Source organism: Apibacter muscae, assembly GCF_007845635.1.
GTDB lineage: Bacteria > Bacteroidota > Bacteroidia > Flavobacteriales > Weeksellaceae > Apibacter > Apibacter muscae.
Map to the genome: position 1 here is coordinate 212,504 of NZ_SELG01000031.1, position 18,198 is coordinate 230,701.

At 31.5% G+C, this 18,198-nt stretch carries 19 protein-coding genes; 5 read left to right on the top strand and 14 right to left on the bottom strand.

Annotated features, from left to right (window positions below; all coding sequences use genetic code 11):
• Window positions 1-861, top strand: coding sequence for a DUF2911 domain-containing protein (locus ETU08_RS05000; protein ID WP_146261921.1), 861 nt, complete (start codon window positions 1-3; stop codon window positions 859-861).
• Between the two features lie 125 nt (window positions 862-986).
• Here ETU08_RS05000 and ETU08_RS05005 read toward each other — a convergent pair whose 3' ends face one another.
• The 4 genes from ETU08_RS05005 to ETU08_RS05020 all read right to left on the bottom strand — a co-directional run bounded on the left by ETU08_RS05005 (window position 987) and on the right by ETU08_RS05020 (window position 3,332).
• Window positions 987-1,493 (bottom strand): DUF2480 family protein, encoded by a 507-nt coding sequence (locus ETU08_RS05005; protein ID WP_146261922.1) that lies wholly within the window; start codon window positions 1,491-1,493, stop codon window positions 987-989.
• Window positions 1,494-1,511: 18 nt separating this feature from the next.
• Complete coding sequence (gene trmD / locus ETU08_RS05010; RefSeq protein ID WP_146261923.1) at window positions 1,512-2,186, bottom strand: tRNA (guanosine(37)-N1)-methyltransferase TrmD; 675 nt, start codon at window positions 2,184-2,186, stop codon at window positions 1,512-1,514.
• Between the two features lie 177 nt (window positions 2,187-2,363).
• Window positions 2,364-2,765, bottom strand: coding sequence for a hypothetical protein (locus ETU08_RS05015; protein ID WP_146261924.1), 402 nt, complete (start codon window positions 2,763-2,765; stop codon window positions 2,364-2,366).
• Window positions 2,766-2,855: 90 nt separating this feature from the next.
• The gene (locus tag ETU08_RS05020) at window positions 2,856-3,332 is read right to left on the bottom strand and encodes an Lrp/AsnC family transcriptional regulator (protein ID WP_146261925.1); all 477 of its coding nucleotides are present in this window, start codon (window positions 3,330-3,332) and stop codon (window positions 2,856-2,858) included.
• A gap of 216 nt (window positions 3,333-3,548) precedes the next feature.
• On the opposite strand from ETU08_RS05020, the gene ETU08_RS05025 reads away from it, so the two are divergent.
• A complete protein-coding gene (locus ETU08_RS05025) occupies window positions 3,549-4,439 on the top strand; it encodes an ion transporter (protein ID WP_246118424.1) in 891 nt (296 codons plus the stop codon).
• 11 nt (window positions 4,440-4,450) lie between these two features.
• Entirely contained in the window at window positions 4,451-4,882 is a 432-nt protein-coding gene (locus ETU08_RS05030; RefSeq protein WP_146261926.1) for a nucleoside deaminase, read from the top strand.
• Between the two features lie 15 nt (window positions 4,883-4,897).
• On the opposite strand, the gene ETU08_RS05035 is transcribed toward ETU08_RS05030, so the two are convergent.
• The 8 genes from ETU08_RS05035 to eco all read right to left on the bottom strand — a co-directional run bounded on the left by ETU08_RS05035 (window position 4,898) and on the right by eco (window position 15,188).
• Entirely contained in the window at window positions 4,898-5,962 is a 1,065-nt protein-coding gene (locus tag ETU08_RS05035; RefSeq protein ID WP_146261927.1) for an inorganic phosphate transporter, read from the bottom strand.
• Window positions 5,963-5,971: 9 nt separating this feature from the next.
• Entirely contained in the window at window positions 5,972-6,613 is a 642-nt protein-coding gene (locus tag ETU08_RS05040; protein ID WP_146261928.1) for a DUF47 domain-containing protein, read from the bottom strand.
• A 311-nt stretch (window positions 6,614-6,924) separates the two neighbouring features.
• The gene (locus ETU08_RS05045) at window positions 6,925-8,271 is read right to left on the bottom strand and encodes a sensor histidine kinase (protein WP_146261929.1); all 1,347 of its coding nucleotides are present in this window, start codon (window positions 8,269-8,271) and stop codon (window positions 6,925-6,927) included.
• Window positions 8,268-8,951, bottom strand: coding sequence for a response regulator transcription factor (locus tag ETU08_RS05050; RefSeq protein WP_146261930.1), 684 nt, complete (start codon window positions 8,949-8,951; stop codon window positions 8,268-8,270). The genes ETU08_RS05045 and ETU08_RS05050 overlap by 4 nt, the downstream gene beginning before the upstream one ends.
• A 42-nt stretch (window positions 8,952-8,993) precedes the next feature.
• On the bottom strand, window positions 8,994-12,092 hold the full coding sequence (locus ETU08_RS05055; protein ID WP_146261931.1) for an efflux RND transporter permease subunit: 3,099 nt from the start codon (window positions 12,090-12,092) through the stop codon (window positions 8,994-8,996).
• 6 nt (window positions 12,093-12,098) lie between these two features.
• A complete protein-coding gene (locus ETU08_RS05060; RefSeq protein ID WP_146261932.1) occupies window positions 12,099-13,178 on the bottom strand; it encodes an efflux RND transporter periplasmic adaptor subunit in 1,080 nt (359 codons plus the stop codon).
• A 4-nt stretch (window positions 13,179-13,182) separates the two neighbouring features.
• Window positions 13,183-14,469, bottom strand: coding sequence for a TolC family protein (locus ETU08_RS05065; protein WP_146261933.1), 1,287 nt, complete (start codon window positions 14,467-14,469; stop codon window positions 13,183-13,185).
• A 218-nt stretch (window positions 14,470-14,687) separates the two neighbouring features.
• Complete coding sequence (gene eco, locus ETU08_RS05070) at window positions 14,688-15,188, bottom strand: serine protease inhibitor ecotin (protein WP_146261934.1); 501 nt, start codon at window positions 15,186-15,188, stop codon at window positions 14,688-14,690.
• Window positions 15,189-15,292: 104 nt separating this feature from the next.
• Here eco and ETU08_RS05075 point away from each other — a divergent pair, with 104 nt between their 5' ends.
• Both ETU08_RS05075 and ETU08_RS11880 read left to right on the top strand, forming a co-directional pair.
• The gene (locus ETU08_RS05075) at window positions 15,293-16,834 is read left to right on the top strand and encodes a M20/M25/M40 family metallo-hydrolase (RefSeq protein ID WP_146261935.1); all 1,542 of its coding nucleotides are present in this window, start codon (window positions 15,293-15,295) and stop codon (window positions 16,832-16,834) included.
• Window positions 16,835-16,836: 2 nt separating this feature from the next.
• Window positions 16,837-17,007: a hypothetical protein gene (locus ETU08_RS11880; protein ID WP_185145284.1), complete on the top strand. Its 171-nt coding sequence runs from the start codon at window positions 16,837-16,839 to the stop codon at window positions 17,005-17,007.
• Window positions 17,008-17,072: 65 nt separating this feature from the next.
• On the opposite strand, the gene ETU08_RS05080 is transcribed toward ETU08_RS11880, so the two are convergent.
• Both ETU08_RS05080 and ETU08_RS05085 read right to left on the bottom strand, forming a co-directional pair.
• Window positions 17,073-17,474, bottom strand: coding sequence for a hypothetical protein (locus ETU08_RS05080; RefSeq protein WP_146261936.1), 402 nt, complete (start codon window positions 17,472-17,474; stop codon window positions 17,073-17,075).
• A gap of 4 nt (window positions 17,475-17,478) precedes the next feature.
• Window positions 17,479-18,048, bottom strand: coding sequence for an RHS repeat-associated core domain-containing protein (locus ETU08_RS05085; protein WP_146261937.1), 570 nt, complete (start codon window positions 18,046-18,048; stop codon window positions 17,479-17,481).
• Between the last annotated feature and the right edge of the window lie 150 nt (window positions 18,049-18,198).

Sequence of the window (18,198 nt, forward strand, 5' to 3'; positions counted from 1 at the left end):
ATGAAAAAAATAATTTCTTTAACTGTTCTACTACTATTTACCTTATTTACTTATGCACAGGAAATTAAAGCTCCCGCAGCTAGTTTAAAAGCGAAAGTGGAACAAATGGTGGGGCTTACAGACGTTGAGTTTGAATATTCGCGTCCTAACAAAAAAGGTAGGGTTATTTTTGGAGACTTGGTGCCGTACAATAAAATTTGGAGAACCGGAGCAAATGAAAATACTACTTTTCAATTTGGTGATGATGTAGAATTTTATGGTCAAAATTTACCTAAGGGTAAATATGCTTTGTACACCATCCCTCACAAAAACAAATGGGATCTTATCTTTTATTCAGATTCTGAAAACTGGGGAGTACCTAAAGAATGGGACGAAAGTAAGGTAGCGCTTAAAATAACAGTTCCAACTAAGCAGCTGAATGATACTGTTGAAACTTTTACCATTGGTATTAATAATCTTTCCGACAATTCGGGGCATTTACAGCTGATGTGGGACCAAACATTGATCGATGCTAAATTTAATGTCCCAACCCAAAAAATTGCAAATTCCAGCATAGAAGGTATATTATCTAATCCTAATGCGGATGCAAATGCTTATTATGCTTCGGCAAATTACTATCTAAGATCCAACGGAGATATGAAAAAAGCGCTTAACTGGATCAATAGGGCTATTGATCTAAAACAAGGCGAGTCTCCTTATTGGTATTTTTGGATTAAGGCTCAGATACAAGCGAAGTTGGGTGATATTAAAGGAGCCATAGAATCTTCTGAAAAATCTTTAGAGGGCGCGAAAAAGGAGTCTAACGAAGAATACATCAAACTTAACACCAACGCACTTAAAGGTTGGAAAAAAGTTTTATAATAAGATAAAATATTAAGTTTTTTATTTCAGTATTCTATAAAATATTTTATATTTGCATATCGTTCTTTATATAGATAATAAGTTTTAGCATGCTTCAATCATAGGATCTTTTGGAGCATGCATTTTTATTTTTTTTGTTTGTAAATCGGTACTGTGCTACAAGCTTCTCCATACATTAATGAAAAAACCATGGGCTTTAATTTTTGTACCAATTGTACATATGCATTCTGAGGGATTGGTTTTCCTGAACAACCTTTAATTATAACTTTTTTATCCTTATAGGGATTAACATCAAATTCTTGAATAATTTTGGTATAAATATCTCTTTCCAATTCTTCTAATGACCCAAAAGAAATATGTTTAGCGATGTCTGTTAGATAAGTTGCTACCAACAAATAACCCCATGAGGGAATAATCGCCTCTGATGAACAATGAATGGCTACATAGCTATTTTTATAAATTTCCCAATTGAAATCTTTTAAATTTTGTCTAAAATCTTTTTCTTTTAGTACTAATTCTTGATACAGAAATTCTTTTAAATCAAATACTTTTCTAGGCTCAGTAGGGTAAAAATCCTCTAAATCTATGGTTATTAGTCCACTTTTTTCTACTTTGTTTACAATATCACTCATAAAAGTCTATCTTATTTATTATTCCAATAAATCGGGTCTTCTCTTTTGTGTATGCTGCAAAGACATTTCATGTCTCCAGTCTTCAATTTTTGCAAAATTTCCGCTGAGCAAAACTTCCGGTACTTTTAAATTTTTATATTCTTCCGGTCGTGTATACACCGGTGGAGCTAATAAATTATCCTGAAATGAATCGTACAATGCAGAGGTCTCATCATTCAAAACCCCGGGCAATAACCTTACAATGGCATCTACCAACACACAGGCGCCTAATTCTCCCCCACTTAGCACATAGTCTCCAATGGATATCTCTTTAGTTATGTGCAAGTCTCTCACTCTCTGGTCTACTCCTTTATAATGACCGCATAGGATCATTAAATTTTTTTTGAGTGATAGGGAATTGCAAGTTTTTTGATTTAGAGTATCTCCATCCGGAGTCATGTAAATAATCTCATCGTAATACCGTTCTTGTTTTAATTGGGAAATGCATAGATCTATAGGTTCTATCATCATTACCATTCCGGCACCTCCTCCATATTGAGTATCATCTACCTGCTTATGTTTTCCTTTGGCAAATTCTCGCAAATTATGTACGTATATCTCTACTTTATTTTTATCCTGAGCTCGTTTCATTATAGACTCTTGCAAAGGACTTTTCAACAAATCTGGCAGTACACTTATAATATCTATCCTCATTTTTGTTTAACTAAAATATCTAAATCTTTGTTTAAAATAAATCTTTTATCTTTTTTAACCCGTAATTTTTATATACTAATTATATTTACAAATATCTAAAAAATAAGATTTATTTAAATTATAATGAAGATTTAAATAATTATTAAACTAAAATTCAAACTTCCTTAATATAATTGTTTAGTTAAAGTATTTCCATCTTGGGATGATGGGAACTAAAGCAAAACCTATAAAAAAATACAACCCATGTATGGCGTCTAGTTCTTCAAATCCTAAGAACAAATGAAAAAGAATATCTAAAATTAGGGTTGCTGTAAATAGGTAAATACCATTTTTCTTAAAGTGGTAAGACCAATAGGAACCTAATATCATTAATACTCCAAAAAAAAGATTTATACCGAAAAACCAAAGTGGAGCTGAAGGAAAATATATTTTTTTAAATCCTAAATAGGCAAGTACTATAGGTATTAAACCCATAAACCCCATATATAAACAAGCCATCAAAAAGCCTAAGGATTTTTTTTCTTTAACTACAAAATATTCCTTAGGTCTTTTACCAAAAATTGAATCTTCCTCTTTCATAAAAATATTTTTTAATGTTACGTAAATATAAAAAAAATAATACAGAAAATTTCTGTATTATTTTTAAGACGTTCCTTTTAAAAAATATTTTTAGAGAAATAGAGCATCCATCAATCGGTTTTGATCATTCAAACTTTCTTCTAAAGAAATCATACTTTCAGTTCTTAATACATCTTCAATGTCATCTATTTTATAAATAACATTCTTTGCATCTTGTGGATCTTTTGCACTGATTTTACAATAAATATTATATTTTCCTGAAATCACATTTGCAGTAGTTACATTTGGTATTAAAGCTAATTTTTCTAAAACACTTTGTGTTTTACTTGATTTAGTAAGAAGAATTCCTACATAAACAATAAACCCATACCCTAAAATTGAATAATCAATATTTAAAGAAGTTCCTCTAATCACCCCTGCATCTTCCATTTTTTTCACCCTTACATGTATAGTACCGGCAGAAACATTCATTTTTTTTGCTATTTCTGTAAATGGCATTCTTGTATTGACCGATAGAAATTTTAAGATTCTCTTGTCTGTATCATCTATATAAAAGTTTTCTTTCATAATGAAACGCTTTATTTTTTTTGTTATTTTTCTTATGTAATGGTACAAATATATAAAATTATTCTAACCTTTATCAAATTATTACTATAAATTACAAGTAATTTATAAATTAATTAACAAAAGTGTCTAATTATCCCTATATTATGTCTACATCAATTTATTTTTATATTTGTGCATAATACTTAAAACCTAAATAATTACCGCTACTGACCCATTGTGAAAAAAATTGGAAGAAAAATAAAATTATTTTTTGACGGTTCTACTCCTGATCAAATTAATGGCTCCTTAAAATGGAAGTATGAACTGCACGAAATTATCTTTGAATCCGATACGGTAAAAGGTAAAATTTTTGATATTATACTTTTATTTTTTATTTCGCTTAGCACTCTTATAATAATGCTTGAAAGTGTTTCAAAAATAAACAATGAAATTGGCTTTTGGCTTTATATCTTAGATTGGTGGGTGACTATCTCTTTTACTATTGAATATTTTCTTCGGCTTATTAGCGTTAAAAACAGATGGAAATATATGACAAGCTTTTATGGTTTAATTGATTTATTAACCATTATACCTACTTATTTAAGCATCTTTTTTATTCAATCTCATTATTTGGCTATTATAAGAATTTTTAGACTTTTTCGAGTATTTAAGATTTTAAAATTAGCCAATTACATTGATGAGAGTAATACTATGTTAATTACTTTAAAAAATAGTAAACGGAAAATTTTTGTTTTTCTTTATTTTATTTTATTAATTACCTTAATATTAGGCGCTTTAATGTATGTGATTGAGGGTGAAAATTTCTCTAGCATTCCGCAATCTATGTACTGGGCAATTGTAACACTTACTACTGTTGGTTATGGAGACATTGCTCCCCACACTGTTTTAGGTAAAATTATTGCTTCGGGAATCATGATCTTAGGTTATTCAATAATTTCAGTACCTGCCGGACTTCTCTCTGTTGAATATAGAAGAAATAAAATTTATAAACAGAACACTCAGGTTTGCAGGTATTGTATGGCTGAAAATCATGAGGTTGATGCTATATATTGTAAACGATGCGGACATCTTTTGAATGAAAATTTAAATACTACCGACAATCCTTAATAATTTCACTTATGCTTAGCCACGAATATTTTATGAAGATTGCAATTGAACAAGCTAAAATTGCCTTTGATAAAGGAGAAGTTCCTGTAGGAGCTGTTGTTGTATCCAATAATCTAATTTTAGCCAAAGCGCATAATCTAACAGAGTCTTTAACAGATGTAACTGCTCATGCTGAAATCCAAGCCATAACTGCGGCAAGTAGCTATTTAGGCGCTAAATACTTAACTCAATGCACTATGTATGTAACCCTAGAACCCTGCGTCATGTGTGCAGGTGCCTTGTATTGGTCACAAATAGATAAAATTGTAGTGGGTGCCTCGGATGAAAAACGAGGATTTATATCTAAAAATATTTCTTTGCATCCCAAAACAATCTATGAATTTGGTATTTTAAAAGATGAATGCTCTGAATTACTTCAGAAATTCTTTAAACTAAGAAGATGAATTTATTTAATGCTTTTATATAAATAACTTAACAATCCAATAAACTATCATAGCAAGTATTGCACTAACAGGAATTGTTAAGATCCATGCCCATAAAAGTTTTATGGTTATCCCCCAACGTACTGCCGATACTCTTTTTACTAAACCAACTCCAATTATTGACCCGGTAATTGTATGGGTGGTACTTACTGGTATACCTAAATATTCACTTAAAAATAATGTAATTGCACCTGAGGATTCTGCTGCTACTCCTTCTAAAGGAGTAACTTTAGTTATACGAGTCCCCATAGTTTTAACAATTTTCCATCCGCCAGACATGGTTCCTAATCCAATCGCTACAAAACTGGCTATGGGAACCCACCAATAATCAATGGTAAAATGTTGAAAACGTTCAGAAGTGGAAAGGTTTACATATTCTGCTGCATGAACTACATTTACTTCATAAAAAATAAAGGCTGCCCCAATAATCCCCATAACTTTTTGTGCATCGTTGCCTCCATGACCGATACTAAAGGCTGCTGAGGAAACGAGTTGTAATTTCTTAAACCATTGATCGGCCTTATAAGGATTTGCTTTCCTGCATATGTTCATGATCAGTAAAGTAATAATTGAAGAAATAATCATCCCAATCAATGGAGCAACGAAAATAAAAAGTATGATTGGAATTACTACAGGATAATTGATAACTACATTCCCTGCTTCTGAAAAACCTCCCACATGTGCGATTGCTGCTCCTATAAATCCACCTATTAGAGTGTGTGAGGATGATGAGGGTATTCCTGCCCACCAAGTAAATAAATTCCATGTAATTGCAGCAATTAAACCAGAGAATATCACTTCAAGAGTTATAAAATTTTCATGTACAGCTTTGGCTATGGTGTTTCCGATCTTAAATTCCCCTATGATATATAAGGAGACAAAGTATGCTACAAAATTAAAAAATGCGGCCCATAAGACTGCTTGAAAAGGGGTTAAAACTTTAGTGGAAACAATTGTCGCAATGGAATTAGCCGCATCGTGAAATCCATTGATATAATCAAAAATTAAGGCTAATACTACAATGGTTATTAGTAAGGTCATTAAAAAAAATTATGAGTATTTTACTAAAATGGATTCAATAATATTTGCAGATTTCTCGCACTTATCAGTTACGTCTTCTAAATATTCTAAAATGCTTTTTATTTTAATAATATCTAAAACTTCTTTATTACTTTCAAATAAAGCACTGATTTCCTTACTGAATAGATCATCTGCCATATTTTCCATTCTATTGATTTCTACGCAATGCGCGAATACTTCCTTGGGCTTTTTTAAATCTCTCATAGCATAAATTGCTTTCTTTAATTCAAGAACACTATCATTGATAATGCTTGCAAAAGAACTATAACAAGGCATGACCGGAGATTTATATAACAATATATATTTGGTTGATGCATAAATAAAATCTGCAATATCATCTAAAGATGAAGTTAATTGATGGATATCTTCTCTATCAAAAGGGGTTATAAAGTTTTTCCCCAATTCAATATAAATGTTGTGTGTTAATTTATCATTAGCATGCTCGTAATCTTCCATTTTTTTATAAAACCCTTCGGTAATGGCTTCTTCTGATTTTAGACCATCGACCAAATCTTTAGACATGGCTGCCAAATTATCGGCTACTTGTTCAAACAAAGAATAAAATACTTTGTCTTTGGGTTGAAATAACCTGAAAAATGCACTAATATTCATAGTTGATTTATAGATTCAATTCTCTTATATGTGTAGCAAATATATTGATTTTAATTGAATACAAAACACTCACAATAAGTTCCTTTCTAATAAAAAATTTCTAAAAGCTTTCAGGGATATATAACAAACAGGAAAAATTTATTTTTACGCGTTTAATTATATCTACGATTTTTTTGAATTCTTGAATTTTTTTAGTGATTGATGATTCGTTCAATCTTAGAAATTAAATGAGTGAGATTAAATAAATATTTAAATGTTTATAAATTTTTATGAATTACATCCATCAGAATCTTTAGTAATCAAAAATATGTTTAAGTAAATCTTAGAAGAAATTCTGTGCCCTCATTTTCTTTAGAGTTAATTTGATACTTCACTTTATTTTTTTCCAGAATTCGCAATGCAATGGATAAACCTATTCCTTTACCAGGAATATTCTGCGCGTTTTTACCCCTAAAAAAAGGACGTATAATATTTCCCATATGTTCCTCCGGAATACCTATACCATGGTCTTTTATAGAGAGATACAATGCATTGTCCCAGTACAAAACTATTTCCACTGGATTTTCTTGCGAAAATTTTACTGCATTTTCAATTAAATTATACAAGGCCATAAATAACTGGGTGCGGTCTATGTTAATCTGTAAATGATCTTTGAATTCAGCGTCTATCATTTTTTTCCACTTAATTTGCTGGGATGCAGAAGGGTATTTTTCACAGACCTTACGTATGATTTCCTCAATCAATACATCTAAATGTATAACTTCAGCGATATCAGTGTTTTTTCTTAAATCTGAAACAATTAATAAAATGTCTAAAATCTCTTCCAATTGCCTGATTTCTTCAATAAGTAGATCACTAAGCTCTCTATACTCTTCGGGAGTTCTATCTTTTAAGGAAAATACTTCTAAATTTCCTTGTATTGCTGCTAAAGGGGTTTTGAATTCGTGAGAGACATAACTTACAAAGTTTTGTTGTATTTTAAATGTATCGGAAATCCGTTGTAGCAACTGATTGAAAGTGTCGGTTAAATCGTAAATTTCATCTTTTATTTTTGAGCTTTTTAATAGAGATAAGGAGTTGGGAGACATGTTTTTCACTTGCTTAATGGTTTCCCTAATCGGTCTATATGCTAGTCGGGATATCCATAAATTTAAAAGAATTGTTGCCAACATACCTACCACAAAGGCAGAAGTTAATATCCACCACAATGGTTTAATATAATTGGTTACTACTTCGTCTTTTTTATCTTTGGTTATAATTACAAAATCTCCTTGGTTATCTTTATAATAAACTCCGTAACATAAAAAACCTGGTATATTAAAGGTTAATTTACCTTTGTTACGAATTTCATCTATAATTTCTACTGGAATTTGAGGGGTTTTCAATCCAAATTCTAAATGATTATTCTTGTCATAAACTTGAAAATAAGCATTGGAAAGATTCTCGTATTGTTTTTTTATTTTTTCGTATTCTTTAAAAGAAATTTCGTCTTCTTCAAAAAAATAAAAAGCAATAATTTGTGCCGTTTTTTCTAAATTATGATAAACTGATTTTTCAATATTTTGTTTATATAAACTAAATATAAGTATTGATACAACAATAAATACAATTCCCCAAAGTGCCGAACTTAATAAGCTTAAACGGGTTTGTACTTTCATTGAATTGAATTTATTTTGTAACCTCTTCCTTTTACGGTTTCAATAAGTTTGGGCTTACCTTCAATATCTATTTTATTTCTAAGGTAGGATATATACACATCCACTACATTGGTGTTGGTGTCGTAATGAGCTCCCCATACGGCACTTAAAATTTGTGTACGTGTTAATACTTTATCTTTATTTTCCATTAGAAATTTTAAGAGCTTAAATTCTTGTATGGTTAAGATAATTTCCTCATCTCCTCTAGTAATTTTATGTGCTTCTAGATCTAAATATAAATCTGCACAACTGAGGCTGTGAGTAGGAACTTGATAGTTAAGGTTTGCTCGACGATTGAGGGCTTGAATTCTTGCTACTAATTCTTTGAAGTGAAAGGGTTTGGATAAATAATCATCCGCCCCCTTTTCTAATGCTTTAACTTTGTCATCCGGATCGCCCAATGCACTAATGACTAACACTGGACTTTCTATTTTTTTGTATCTTAAATACTGCAAAAGTTCCAAGCCGTCCAGATCCGGCAACATAATATCTAAAAGAATTACGTTCCATATCTTCTCTAAAAATAGTTTTCTTGCTTGCACTCCATTCTCAGCCAAAGTTACGGCGAAACCGCATTCTTCTAAACCTTTAACCATAAATTGGCTGATCTTTTTATTATCTTCTACTAATAGCAATTCCATATTTTTAATCCAGCAATTATATTTTACAGTATAGTAAATATATTAATTTTTACTTTTATCTTTTTTCCGATAGGCAAAATAAAAGACTTGAGGCAATACTGTGAATGACAATAACATACAAACAACTATTCCGCCTACAATCATTATCGCTAATGGCTTTTGTACTTCAGACCCCATACCGTTGGACATTGCCGCAGGCAATAAGCCCATAGAACCCATTAAAGCAATCATTAACACAGGGCGAACTCTACTTTTTACAGCACTGTCTATCGCTAGTTTTAAATTATGGGTTCTCTGCATTGTGTTTTTCATTAATGCTATAAGCAATATACTATCTATAGCAGTAATTCCAAATAAGATAATGAATCCAATTCCGGCAGAAATACCAAAAACTGTTCCAGTTGCCCATAGAGATATAAATCCTCCAATGAACGCATAAGGCATTGCACTAGCAGCAATTAGAGTGTCTTTTAATGTATGAAAGTTCATGTAAAGTAGAAATAAAATTAACAATAATGCACATGGAACAATTATCATTAAGCGATGGGTTGCTCTCTGCTGACTTTCAAATTCTCCTGCCCATACCATTTTATTTCCATGGTCTAATTTTATTTCTTTATCTACAATTTTCTGTGCTTCTGCTATGGTTGAGCCTAAATCTCTATCCCTTACACTAAATCCTACTCCTACATAACGACTACTTCCATCTCTGTAAATAAAGGTTGGTCCTGAGACAAATTGTATATCTGCAATTTCTTTCAGTGGAACATATTTTTGATCCATGGTAGGGATTAATATCTCTCCAATTTGGTCTTCGTTTTCTCTAAATTCTTTTTGAAAACGTACACGAACATCAAATATTCTTTCTCCTTCGTAGAAATTAGTTGCTGCTTTCCCTCCTATTGCCATTTCAACTACAGCTTGTGCATCTGCCATGGAGACTGCATAACGTGCCATTTTAGATTCTGATAATTTGATTTGTAATTCTGGCAAACCTATACTTCTAAAAACATTGACGTCCTCTACTCCTTTAACTTTACCAATTGCACTAGCTGTTTGATCTGCTAGCTTCTCCAGCTGTTTTAAGTCATCTCCATAAATTTTAATCACCAAGGCGCTTTTTACTCCTGCAACATATTCTTCTACATTGTCTTGGATGGGTTGACTAAATCCAAAAATGGTTCCTGGGTAAATGTCTAAGGAATCTTTCATTTGATTGATTAATTCATCTTTTTTAATCTTCCTTTTCCATTCTTTTTCAGGTTTTAATTCTGCATGAAATTCAATATTGAAGAAACCTGTAGGATCTGTACCGTCATTGGGTCTTCCGGTTTGGGTAAGCACAAATTTAACTTCGTCAAATTTTCTCAGCTTCTTTTTCATTTCTTTGGTAATACGAACTGATTCATCTAAATTTATACTGTTGGGCAAAGTTGCTCTTATATAAATTGCGCCTTCATTCATACTTGGAATAAATTCTGTTCCCCAAAAACTAAAACGTACCAAACATAAAATTAATAATGCTAAAAAGCTTAGAATCGTTCCTTTCCTGTAACGAGAGGCAAATGCGTATATGCGATAGAGATTGGTTGTAAAAAATCTGCTTATTCGGTTGGTTCTTTCTTTAATGGGTTTGTTTAACAATACTTTACACATTACCGGAACATATGTAAGGGCTAATATTAAAGACCCTAATAGTGCATAACCTAAAGTAAACGCTAAAGGGGAAAACATTTTGCCTTCTACTTTCTGGAAAGAAAATATTGGAAATAATGCAACTACTAGTATGATTTGAGCAAAAAAGATATGAGAGGCTACTCCTCCAGCACTTTTCTTAATCAATCCTCCTTTGGCTAATTTAAGAAAACGTTGATCTCCTAATTCTTCGTTCCTTTTAGCCATAGATACAAATATAATTTCTACAATTACTAAGGTTCCCTCCAATAAAAGTCCAAAATCTAAAGCTCCCATAGAAATTAAGTTTGCCGGAAGCCCTTGTATTCTTAACATTATAATTGCAAATAGGAATGACAAGGGGATTACCGTTGCAACTATAAGGGTGCTCCTCCAATTAAAGAGAAAAATAAACACGACTATAGATACTAAGATAACTCCTTCTATAAGGTTTTTCATTACGGTGTGAACCGTTGAATCTACTAGTGTTGTTCGATCAATAAATGGTTCAATTTTAACATCTTTAGGTAATATTCTTTCATTTAACTCTGTAATTTTTTCTTTAAGATGCTTAATAACCTCCCCTGGATTTTCTCCTCGCAGCATTACAACTATTCCTTGTACTACATCATCTTCATTATCCAATCCTACTTGTCCTAAACGTGGTTTAGCGGAAACACTTACTTCTGCTACTTGTTTTACTCGTACAGGTGTGCTACCTTTAACTTCAATTAGAATATTTTCTATATCCTCAATCTTATCTAACAATCCTATTCCTCGTACTACATAAGCTTGATTCCCTTTTTGAATAACATCTCCTCCAACATTTATATTACTATTTTCAACTGCTTCATATACTTCCAACGGCGATAGTCCATAATTGGCAAGTTCAATAGGGTTTACTTTAATTTCATAAATCTTTTCTTCTCCTCCAAAGCTATTGATATCTGCAACCCCTGGCACTGATAATAATTCTCTTTCAATTACCCATTCATTTAATGCGGCTACTTCTTTAATAGGTAAGTCGCTCTTTACTACATAGCGGTAAATTTCGCCTGTTGCACCGGAAGGTGGTTCAATGCTTGCATCTGCTCCTTCAGGCAGATCTATACCCTGCATTCGATTAGAGGCATATTGCTGTGCAAAAAAGTCATCCACTCCATCGTCAAATAAAACCGTTACTACTGATAATCCAAATAATGAGGTAGATCTTACATCTGTCTTTTTAGGTATTGTATTCATTTCCCTCATGATTGGGAGAGTAATGAATTTTTCAACCTCTTCTGCGCTCCTCCCTGGCCATTGGGTTATGATTCTTACCCGAGTATTAGTTACATCCGGATATGCTTCTATAGGGGTATTAAAGTAACAAAGAATTCCTCCTAGAAATAAAAGTACGGTTAAAAATAAAACTAGAATGGAATTTCGCAATGAAAAGGCTATACATTTTTCTACAAACTTGTGCATAAATTCTTATTTGTTTTTTAGTTGTGAATAGATAAGCAATTGATCTTTAATTACAACTTCATCTCCTTCCTTTAGTCCTGAAAGTATGTAAGCTGTATCTCCATTGTGCCCTTGTAATTTTACTTCTTTAATTACAAACTTATCCGCGCCTTGTTTTACTACAACAAAGTCCTTATTCTCATCAAAAATTAAAGCTTTCATAGGTATAGCTACCTTTAAATTCTCTGTATTGTTTTTGAGTTTTATCATCATAGCCATTTCGGGCTTCAACAATAAATCAGGGTTATCCATTACTATTCTTGCTTTTAGAACCCTTTCTTCTGAGTCAAATACTTGAGATATTTGATTAATTTTACCAACAAACACATCTCCCGGATATGAAAGGGTTGTCATATCTACCGGCATCCCTTCTTTTACAAATTTTAGATTGCTTGCATATACATTGGCGGTAATCCAAACTTGATTTAAATCTGCTATGGTAAATAATGGATCAGAATCCGGGCTTACCATGGTTCCTGGGGCAATATTTTTAGTAACGATATATCCTGATATAGGAGCCACGATGGAGAAACCTCCTGATTTGTTAGATCCAGTTACGGACATATCTGAATTTACTCTACTTAATTCTGCTTGGGCTTGCATTACTTTTGAACGTGCTTCTTGCAATTCTGCATCGGACAACATGCTATCTTTATGCATAGATTCTGCACTTTTTAGTTCTCTTTGAGCCGTTGCCAATTCTGCCTGCAATGATGATTTTTCTGAATGTAGGGAATTGATTTCCATACTTTTTACGTTGGCTAAGACCTGCCCTTTATTTACTTTATCTCCCAAAGAAAAGTAGGTTTGTGTAATAACTCCATTGACCAAGGGTGAATATTCCACTACTTTGTCTGGATTGTATTCTACTTTACCCGTGAGTACTAAATCTTCTTCTTGTGGTTTTAATTCTGCACGAACTGTTTTTAAATTATTTAGAAATGTTTGGTTTATGGTTTGTTTTTCTACTGTTTCGTTATTTTCTAATTTACTGCTACAAGCACCTAGTAAATAAAGGGTTGCTAATAAGATTGTTATTCTTTTCATAATTTTATTTTAGTTCAACGCCTGCTGCGTATTGTAGATTTTCAAATTGTATAAACATATTTTTATTGATGGTTAACATGGTTTGTTTATTTTCTTTATATGCTTCCATAAAGTCCATATATTCTACCATGCTTATGTTTCTATTTTTTAAATTTCTGGTGTAAGCATCTATCATAAAATCTAGATCTTTTGTTAGATCTTCTTTTTCAATTTCTTTGGAAAGCTTGTAAGTTTCTTCGTAATTATTATATGCTTCTACCAATTCATGCTGGGCTAGATTCATTTGTTGTACAGCCATAAACTCACTTTGTTTTTTGGCAAATTGAGCAGCTTTTATATTCCCTTGGTTTTTGTTTAATAGTGGTAGGTCAAAACTTAATCCAAATCCTACGTAATCTTTCCACACTCCACTAGCTCTGTCGTAATTGGCTGAAAAAGTAATATCTGGCACTCGTTGGGCTTTTTCATAAATTAAATCTTTATCTGAGTAATCAATCTGCAAATTTGCTTTTTTTACATCTGCTCTGTTTTCTAAAGCATTTTGCAATAACTGCTCTAAATGTATATTTTGCGGATCTTTTAATAATTTTTCCGTTGTCTCCTCAATTTCGATTGATACTTCAGGCTGAAAATTTAATAATGTTTTAAGTGTTTTCTGTTGTTCGTTAAACTCTGTTTTTACTTCATACAATTCGTTACTTATTTCCAATAAGGAGGATTGCAATCTTACCAATTCATTCTTAGCAATATTTCCCTGTTGAACCTGATTCTTGTAGGCTTGTATCAAACCTTTTAAAAGATCTTCTTGGTGCTGTAATATTTTTTGGTAATTCTGTAGATATATAATTTCTTGAATGGAGGTTCTTAATTCAAGTTTTAAACCTCTAAGCACATCTTCAAAATCTTGAATTGCTATTTCTTTGGAAACTTTTTCTCTATTAATTAATTTCCCTCTTTTTCTAGCCGTTTGTATTAACTGGCTAAGTTCTAATGAAAATTGTGTTCTTAAAGATTTCCCAATTATTGGAGATAATTCTTCTGTATTTCTCTGAGCTTTGGTTGTCCATAAATTAACATCCCCTAACTCAAACGATGGATTTTCCCACAACTTTGCTTGAATGATTGAAGCATCAGCAATGTCTATATTCATTTTCTCAGCAATAAGCTCCAAATTTTGATCTAGAAATTGGGCTTCTATTTGCTCTGGAGTCATCTTAATTACTCTGGAATCTTGAGCTGAAATTCTTTGAATAATTAGTAGTAATAGTATTAAAATTTTGTACTTGCGCATAACACGGGATCAATTTTTTACAAAATTATTTTTCTCCCATTAATACGATCTTTGATATAAATTAATTTTAATTAAGAAGTAGATTAGAAGTAGATTAGAAAATATGTTTTTTTATAAAAATAATCTTTTCTTTAGAAATAGAATTGAATAATACTAAAATAGAGAGATTATACGAAATTAAAAAAGAGAAAGTGATTTCACTTTCTCTTTTTTAATTTCTATTTTTCTTCTGCAGATGATTCTTTACCTGCTTTCCAAATTTTATAATTAACCTCTATACCTTTAGGTACATAGATAACTATGGGTAATTTACTGTTATAATCTACCCATATAGACTTACCTGCTACAAACTTATTCGTTTTCGTTTGTTCTGGACATGCCATCATGGTTGACATAGCTTCTCCTGAACTTGTGTATTGGTAGTAATTATACCCCCAACCGTCTAAATTTTTTTCTTCCATATTCCCCAATAAAGTGTAGAAATTGCAATCTACATTCATAATCTTACCAGGTATTAATTCTATCTTAAAATCATTTTCGTTAGATTTCTTTTTCAAAAAAATCACATAACGTGTCATACCTTCACCAGCTACTGGAAAGTTACCTAATTCTTTATAAGGATCGTTATTATTAAATTTCATTTTTTCATGTTTTGTAAATGACATTAAGATTATACCTACAAAAGTAAATATCAAGAATACTTTAAATAATTTCATCATTCTATTTTTAAATTTATTCTTATTTATGGGCAATAATTGTACTAAATATTTTAAAGTGGACTAATTTTTGATTTTGAAACAAATTCAAACACTGAATTTAACTTATGAAATTATCCAAAATATTCTTAGGCATTGCTATTTTAGCCCTTGTGCTTTTTTTAATTTTAATTATTAAAACCTATACTTATCCTTTCAAAAAAATTGTTGAATCTCAAGAAAAGGATAAGACTAGTGGAACTATCTCGATCATGGATGAATCTTTACAAAGATTAGCCGGCGGAATTAGAATTCCTACTATAAGTACGACTGATTATGAAGAAACAAATTTCAAACCTTTTGATGAATTTAAACAGTACCTTAGAGATTCTTACCCTAGAGTTTATAACAGTCTTGAAACTACAACTATAAATAATTACGGTTTGGTTTTTCACTGGAAAGGTAAAAATTCTACCAAAAAACCTATTTTATTTCTCTCTCACTATGATGTAGTGCCTGTAACGGGTTATGATCTAGATACTATTAAAAATTCTCCTATAATTTTTCAACCCAAGGACACACCGATTGCCCCTATACAAGAAAATAAAAATTCTTGGGATTATTCCCCCTTTTCTGGTGCTGTTGTCGATGGTAGAATATATGGTAGAGGTACGTTGGATATGAAAGGTATGCTTTTTTCTATTTTGGAAGCTGCAGATCAACTATTAAAGGAAGGATTTGAGCCGGAACAAGATCTTTGGTTTGCTTTTGGACATGACGAGGAAGTAAGTGGTAAGCAAGGCGCTGTAAACATTGCACAATTTTTTAAAAGTAAAAATATTGAATTTGAAGCGGTATATGATGAAGGTGGATTTATAATTGCTCCTCATTCCATCTTAGAATCTATTGGAAAGCCAATGGCTTTAGTTGGGGTTGGAGAAAAGGGCTTTTTAACATTAAATATTGAAGTAGAGGGAATTGGTGGTCATTCTTCTATGCCTCCAGAAAAGAGTTCTTTAGTCTATGCCGCTGAGATTATAGAACTTTTAAATTCTACGCAAATGGATGCTGAAATTATTGAACCTATTAATAATTTTTTGAAGAATGTAGGAGGAGAAATGGGCTTTACATCAAGAATGGCTATTGCAAACCAATGGTTGTTACAACCGGTACTTATTAAATCTCTTTCCAAAACACCTGCATCTAATGCTTTAGTTAGAACTACTACAGCCATTACAATGGCAAAAGGTAGTGATGCTCCTAATGTGCTTTCAACAACTGCTGAAATCACCGTTAATTTTAGAATTTTACCCGGGAATACGGTAAAGCAAGTAATGGATCATGTTGAAAATCTTTGCAAAGGATATAAAGTTAATATTAAAACAATTTCTTCAAGAGAACCTTCAAAAATTTCTTCCTCTCAAACTGACGGGTTTAAAAAAATTGAAAGTGCGGTAAATAAAATTTACCCTGGGGCTATTATTTCTCCTTATATTACTATTGGAGGAACAGATGCTTACAAATATCAAATTGTAAGTAATAATATCTATCGTTTCATGCCAATTATGGTAAATCAATTTGAACAAAGAACCATTCATAATGAGAATGAACATATTTCTATCGATAATTACAGTAAAATGATTGCTTATTTTAAAGAATTAATGCAGTAATTGTGTTTTTAATTACTAATACCATTCAGGCGCTTATTAAAGCTCTGAAAGTGGCTATTTTAGATCCTGCCAATTCTTTAAACAGGGACGAGTTTTTTTTGCTTTTGTCCTTACTCTTAGAGTTAATCCCTAAAAGCGAATGGGAACTCTTGGACAAACTAAATAAGAATTAATTAAATAAAAACACCAACCTTTAGGGTTGGTATTTTTCGGTTTATCTGAATAATAAATAATTAATTTATAAATAATCAATGTAATCATTTATTACATTTTCATATTTTTTCAAACAAGAGTTAATAAAGCTATCTATCTTTAATAATATATCTTCTTTACCTGAAATTATTAATTCATTGAGATTTTCTCCATTTGATAAAATAAAATTACCATTTACATATACAATTTCTTCTTTATCAATTACATCAAAAATAATGTCAAATAAATCAACATCTTTTTCATTTAAATATTTCTCTTTTATACCTATCGACATATACACATTATATCCATGAATATAATGTGCATAAACTTTTTTAATCGTTATATTATTAATTTCCTCTCTATTGGATAATTCTTCTTCTTTATTTAATAATATATTTTCTATACTTGAAGCTAACTCATCAGCATTTATAGTATTATCTTCCATTTTTTTATTTACATATAATTCGACTATTCATCAATGATTCAGTATAAGGATGAATTTCTCCTATTTGTCTAGTACTAGCCCATTCATTTAATTTTTTAAAATCTGGATCATTTTCAGGTCTAATAGAAACGTGGCTTCCATGATCATTAATTGCTTCTAAACCTGTTCCGTTAAGTTTAGCTACATCTACTGCTTGGTATTTACCTTCTGGCTTATCTAGTGAAAATGAAATTCCAGAGGTTGTATCTTTTCCTGGTCTTGGGGTCATTGAATCAGGAGTCCCTGAAGCCATTTTATAAACAATCCCTTCTGTAAGTTTTTCATTTAACCCCAGTGTATCAACCATCGTATTAGAATCATCTACATAGGCATAGGCATTGGGGTTATTTCCCTCTAGTCCGATGGGATCTTTGCTGATGTATTGTCCAGTTTCAGGATTATAGTAACGGAAACGATTATAGTCTAACTCTGCGCAACCTTTTGCCTCGCGCGAGTGAATACTTTTTGCTTCTACTCTATTCCAGTTGAAACAAATAGATAGGACTAAAAGTATAAAGTATAGATACTTTTTCATTGGCTCAAATTTATAATTTTTTATTCCATTTGATATTAAAAATGTCTGCTGTTTTTTATTTTCAGTTGAAAGGTTTTTTCAGTTGAAAGAAAAAGGGTTAACGGATTTTAAAAAGAACATAGGGCGTTGGGCTTTCGGGGGTGGCGGTTG

Bases quoted from the DNA above. Each gene is read 5' to 3' on its own strand.
- ETU08_RS05075 (WP_146261935.1), top strand. From the start codon at position 15,293: ATGAAATTATCCAAAATATTCTTAGGCATTGCTATTTTAGCCCTTGTG.
- ETU08_RS05050 (WP_146261930.1), bottom strand. From the start codon at position 8,951: ATGGAATTGCTATTAGTAGAAGATAATAAAAAGATCAGCCAATTTATG.
- ETU08_RS05060 (WP_146261932.1), bottom strand. From the start codon at position 13,178: ATGAAAAGAATAACAATCTTATTAGCAACCCTTTATTTACTAGGTGCT.
- ETU08_RS05040 (WP_146261928.1), bottom strand. From the start codon at position 6,613: ATGAATATTAGTGCATTTTTCAGGTTATTTCAACCCAAAGACAAAGTA.
- ETU08_RS05085 (WP_146261937.1), bottom strand. From the start codon at position 18,048: ATGAAAAAGTATCTATACTTTATACTTTTAGTCCTATCTATTTGTTTC.
- ETU08_RS05045 (WP_146261929.1), bottom strand. From the start codon at position 8,271: ATGAAAGTACAAACCCGTTTAAGCTTATTAAGTTCGGCACTTTGGGGA.
- ETU08_RS05080 (WP_146261936.1), bottom strand. From the start codon at position 17,474: ATGGAAGATAATACTATAAATGCTGATGAGTTAGCTTCAAGTATAGAA.
- ETU08_RS05055 (WP_146261931.1), bottom strand. From the start codon at position 12,092: ATGCACAAGTTTGTAGAAAAATGTATAGCCTTTTCATTGCGAAATTCC.
- ETU08_RS05030 (WP_146261926.1), top strand. From the start codon at position 4,451: ATGCTTAGCCACGAATATTTTATGAAGATTGCAATTGAACAAGCTAAA.
- ETU08_RS05020 (WP_146261925.1), bottom strand. From the start codon at position 3,332: ATGAAAGAAAACTTTTATATAGATGATACAGACAAGAGAATCTTAAAA.
- eco (WP_146261934.1), bottom strand. From the start codon at position 15,188: ATGATGAAATTATTTAAAGTATTCTTGATATTTACTTTTGTAGGTATA.
- ETU08_RS05000 (WP_146261921.1), top strand. From the start codon at position 1: ATGAAAAAAATAATTTCTTTAACTGTTCTACTACTATTTACCTTATTT.
- ETU08_RS05035 (WP_146261927.1), bottom strand. From the start codon at position 5,962: ATGACCTTACTAATAACCATTGTAGTATTAGCCTTAATTTTTGATTAT.
- ETU08_RS05015 (WP_146261924.1), bottom strand. From the start codon at position 2,765: ATGAAAGAGGAAGATTCAATTTTTGGTAAAAGACCTAAGGAATATTTT.
- trmD (WP_146261923.1), bottom strand. From the start codon at position 2,186: ATGAGGATAGATATTATAAGTGTACTGCCAGATTTGTTGAAAAGTCCT.
- ETU08_RS05005 (WP_146261922.1), bottom strand. From the start codon at position 1,493: ATGAGTGATATTGTAAACAAAGTAGAAAAAAGTGGACTAATAACCATA.
- ETU08_RS05065 (WP_146261933.1), bottom strand. From the start codon at position 14,469: ATGCGCAAGTACAAAATTTTAATACTATTACTACTAATTATTCAAAGA.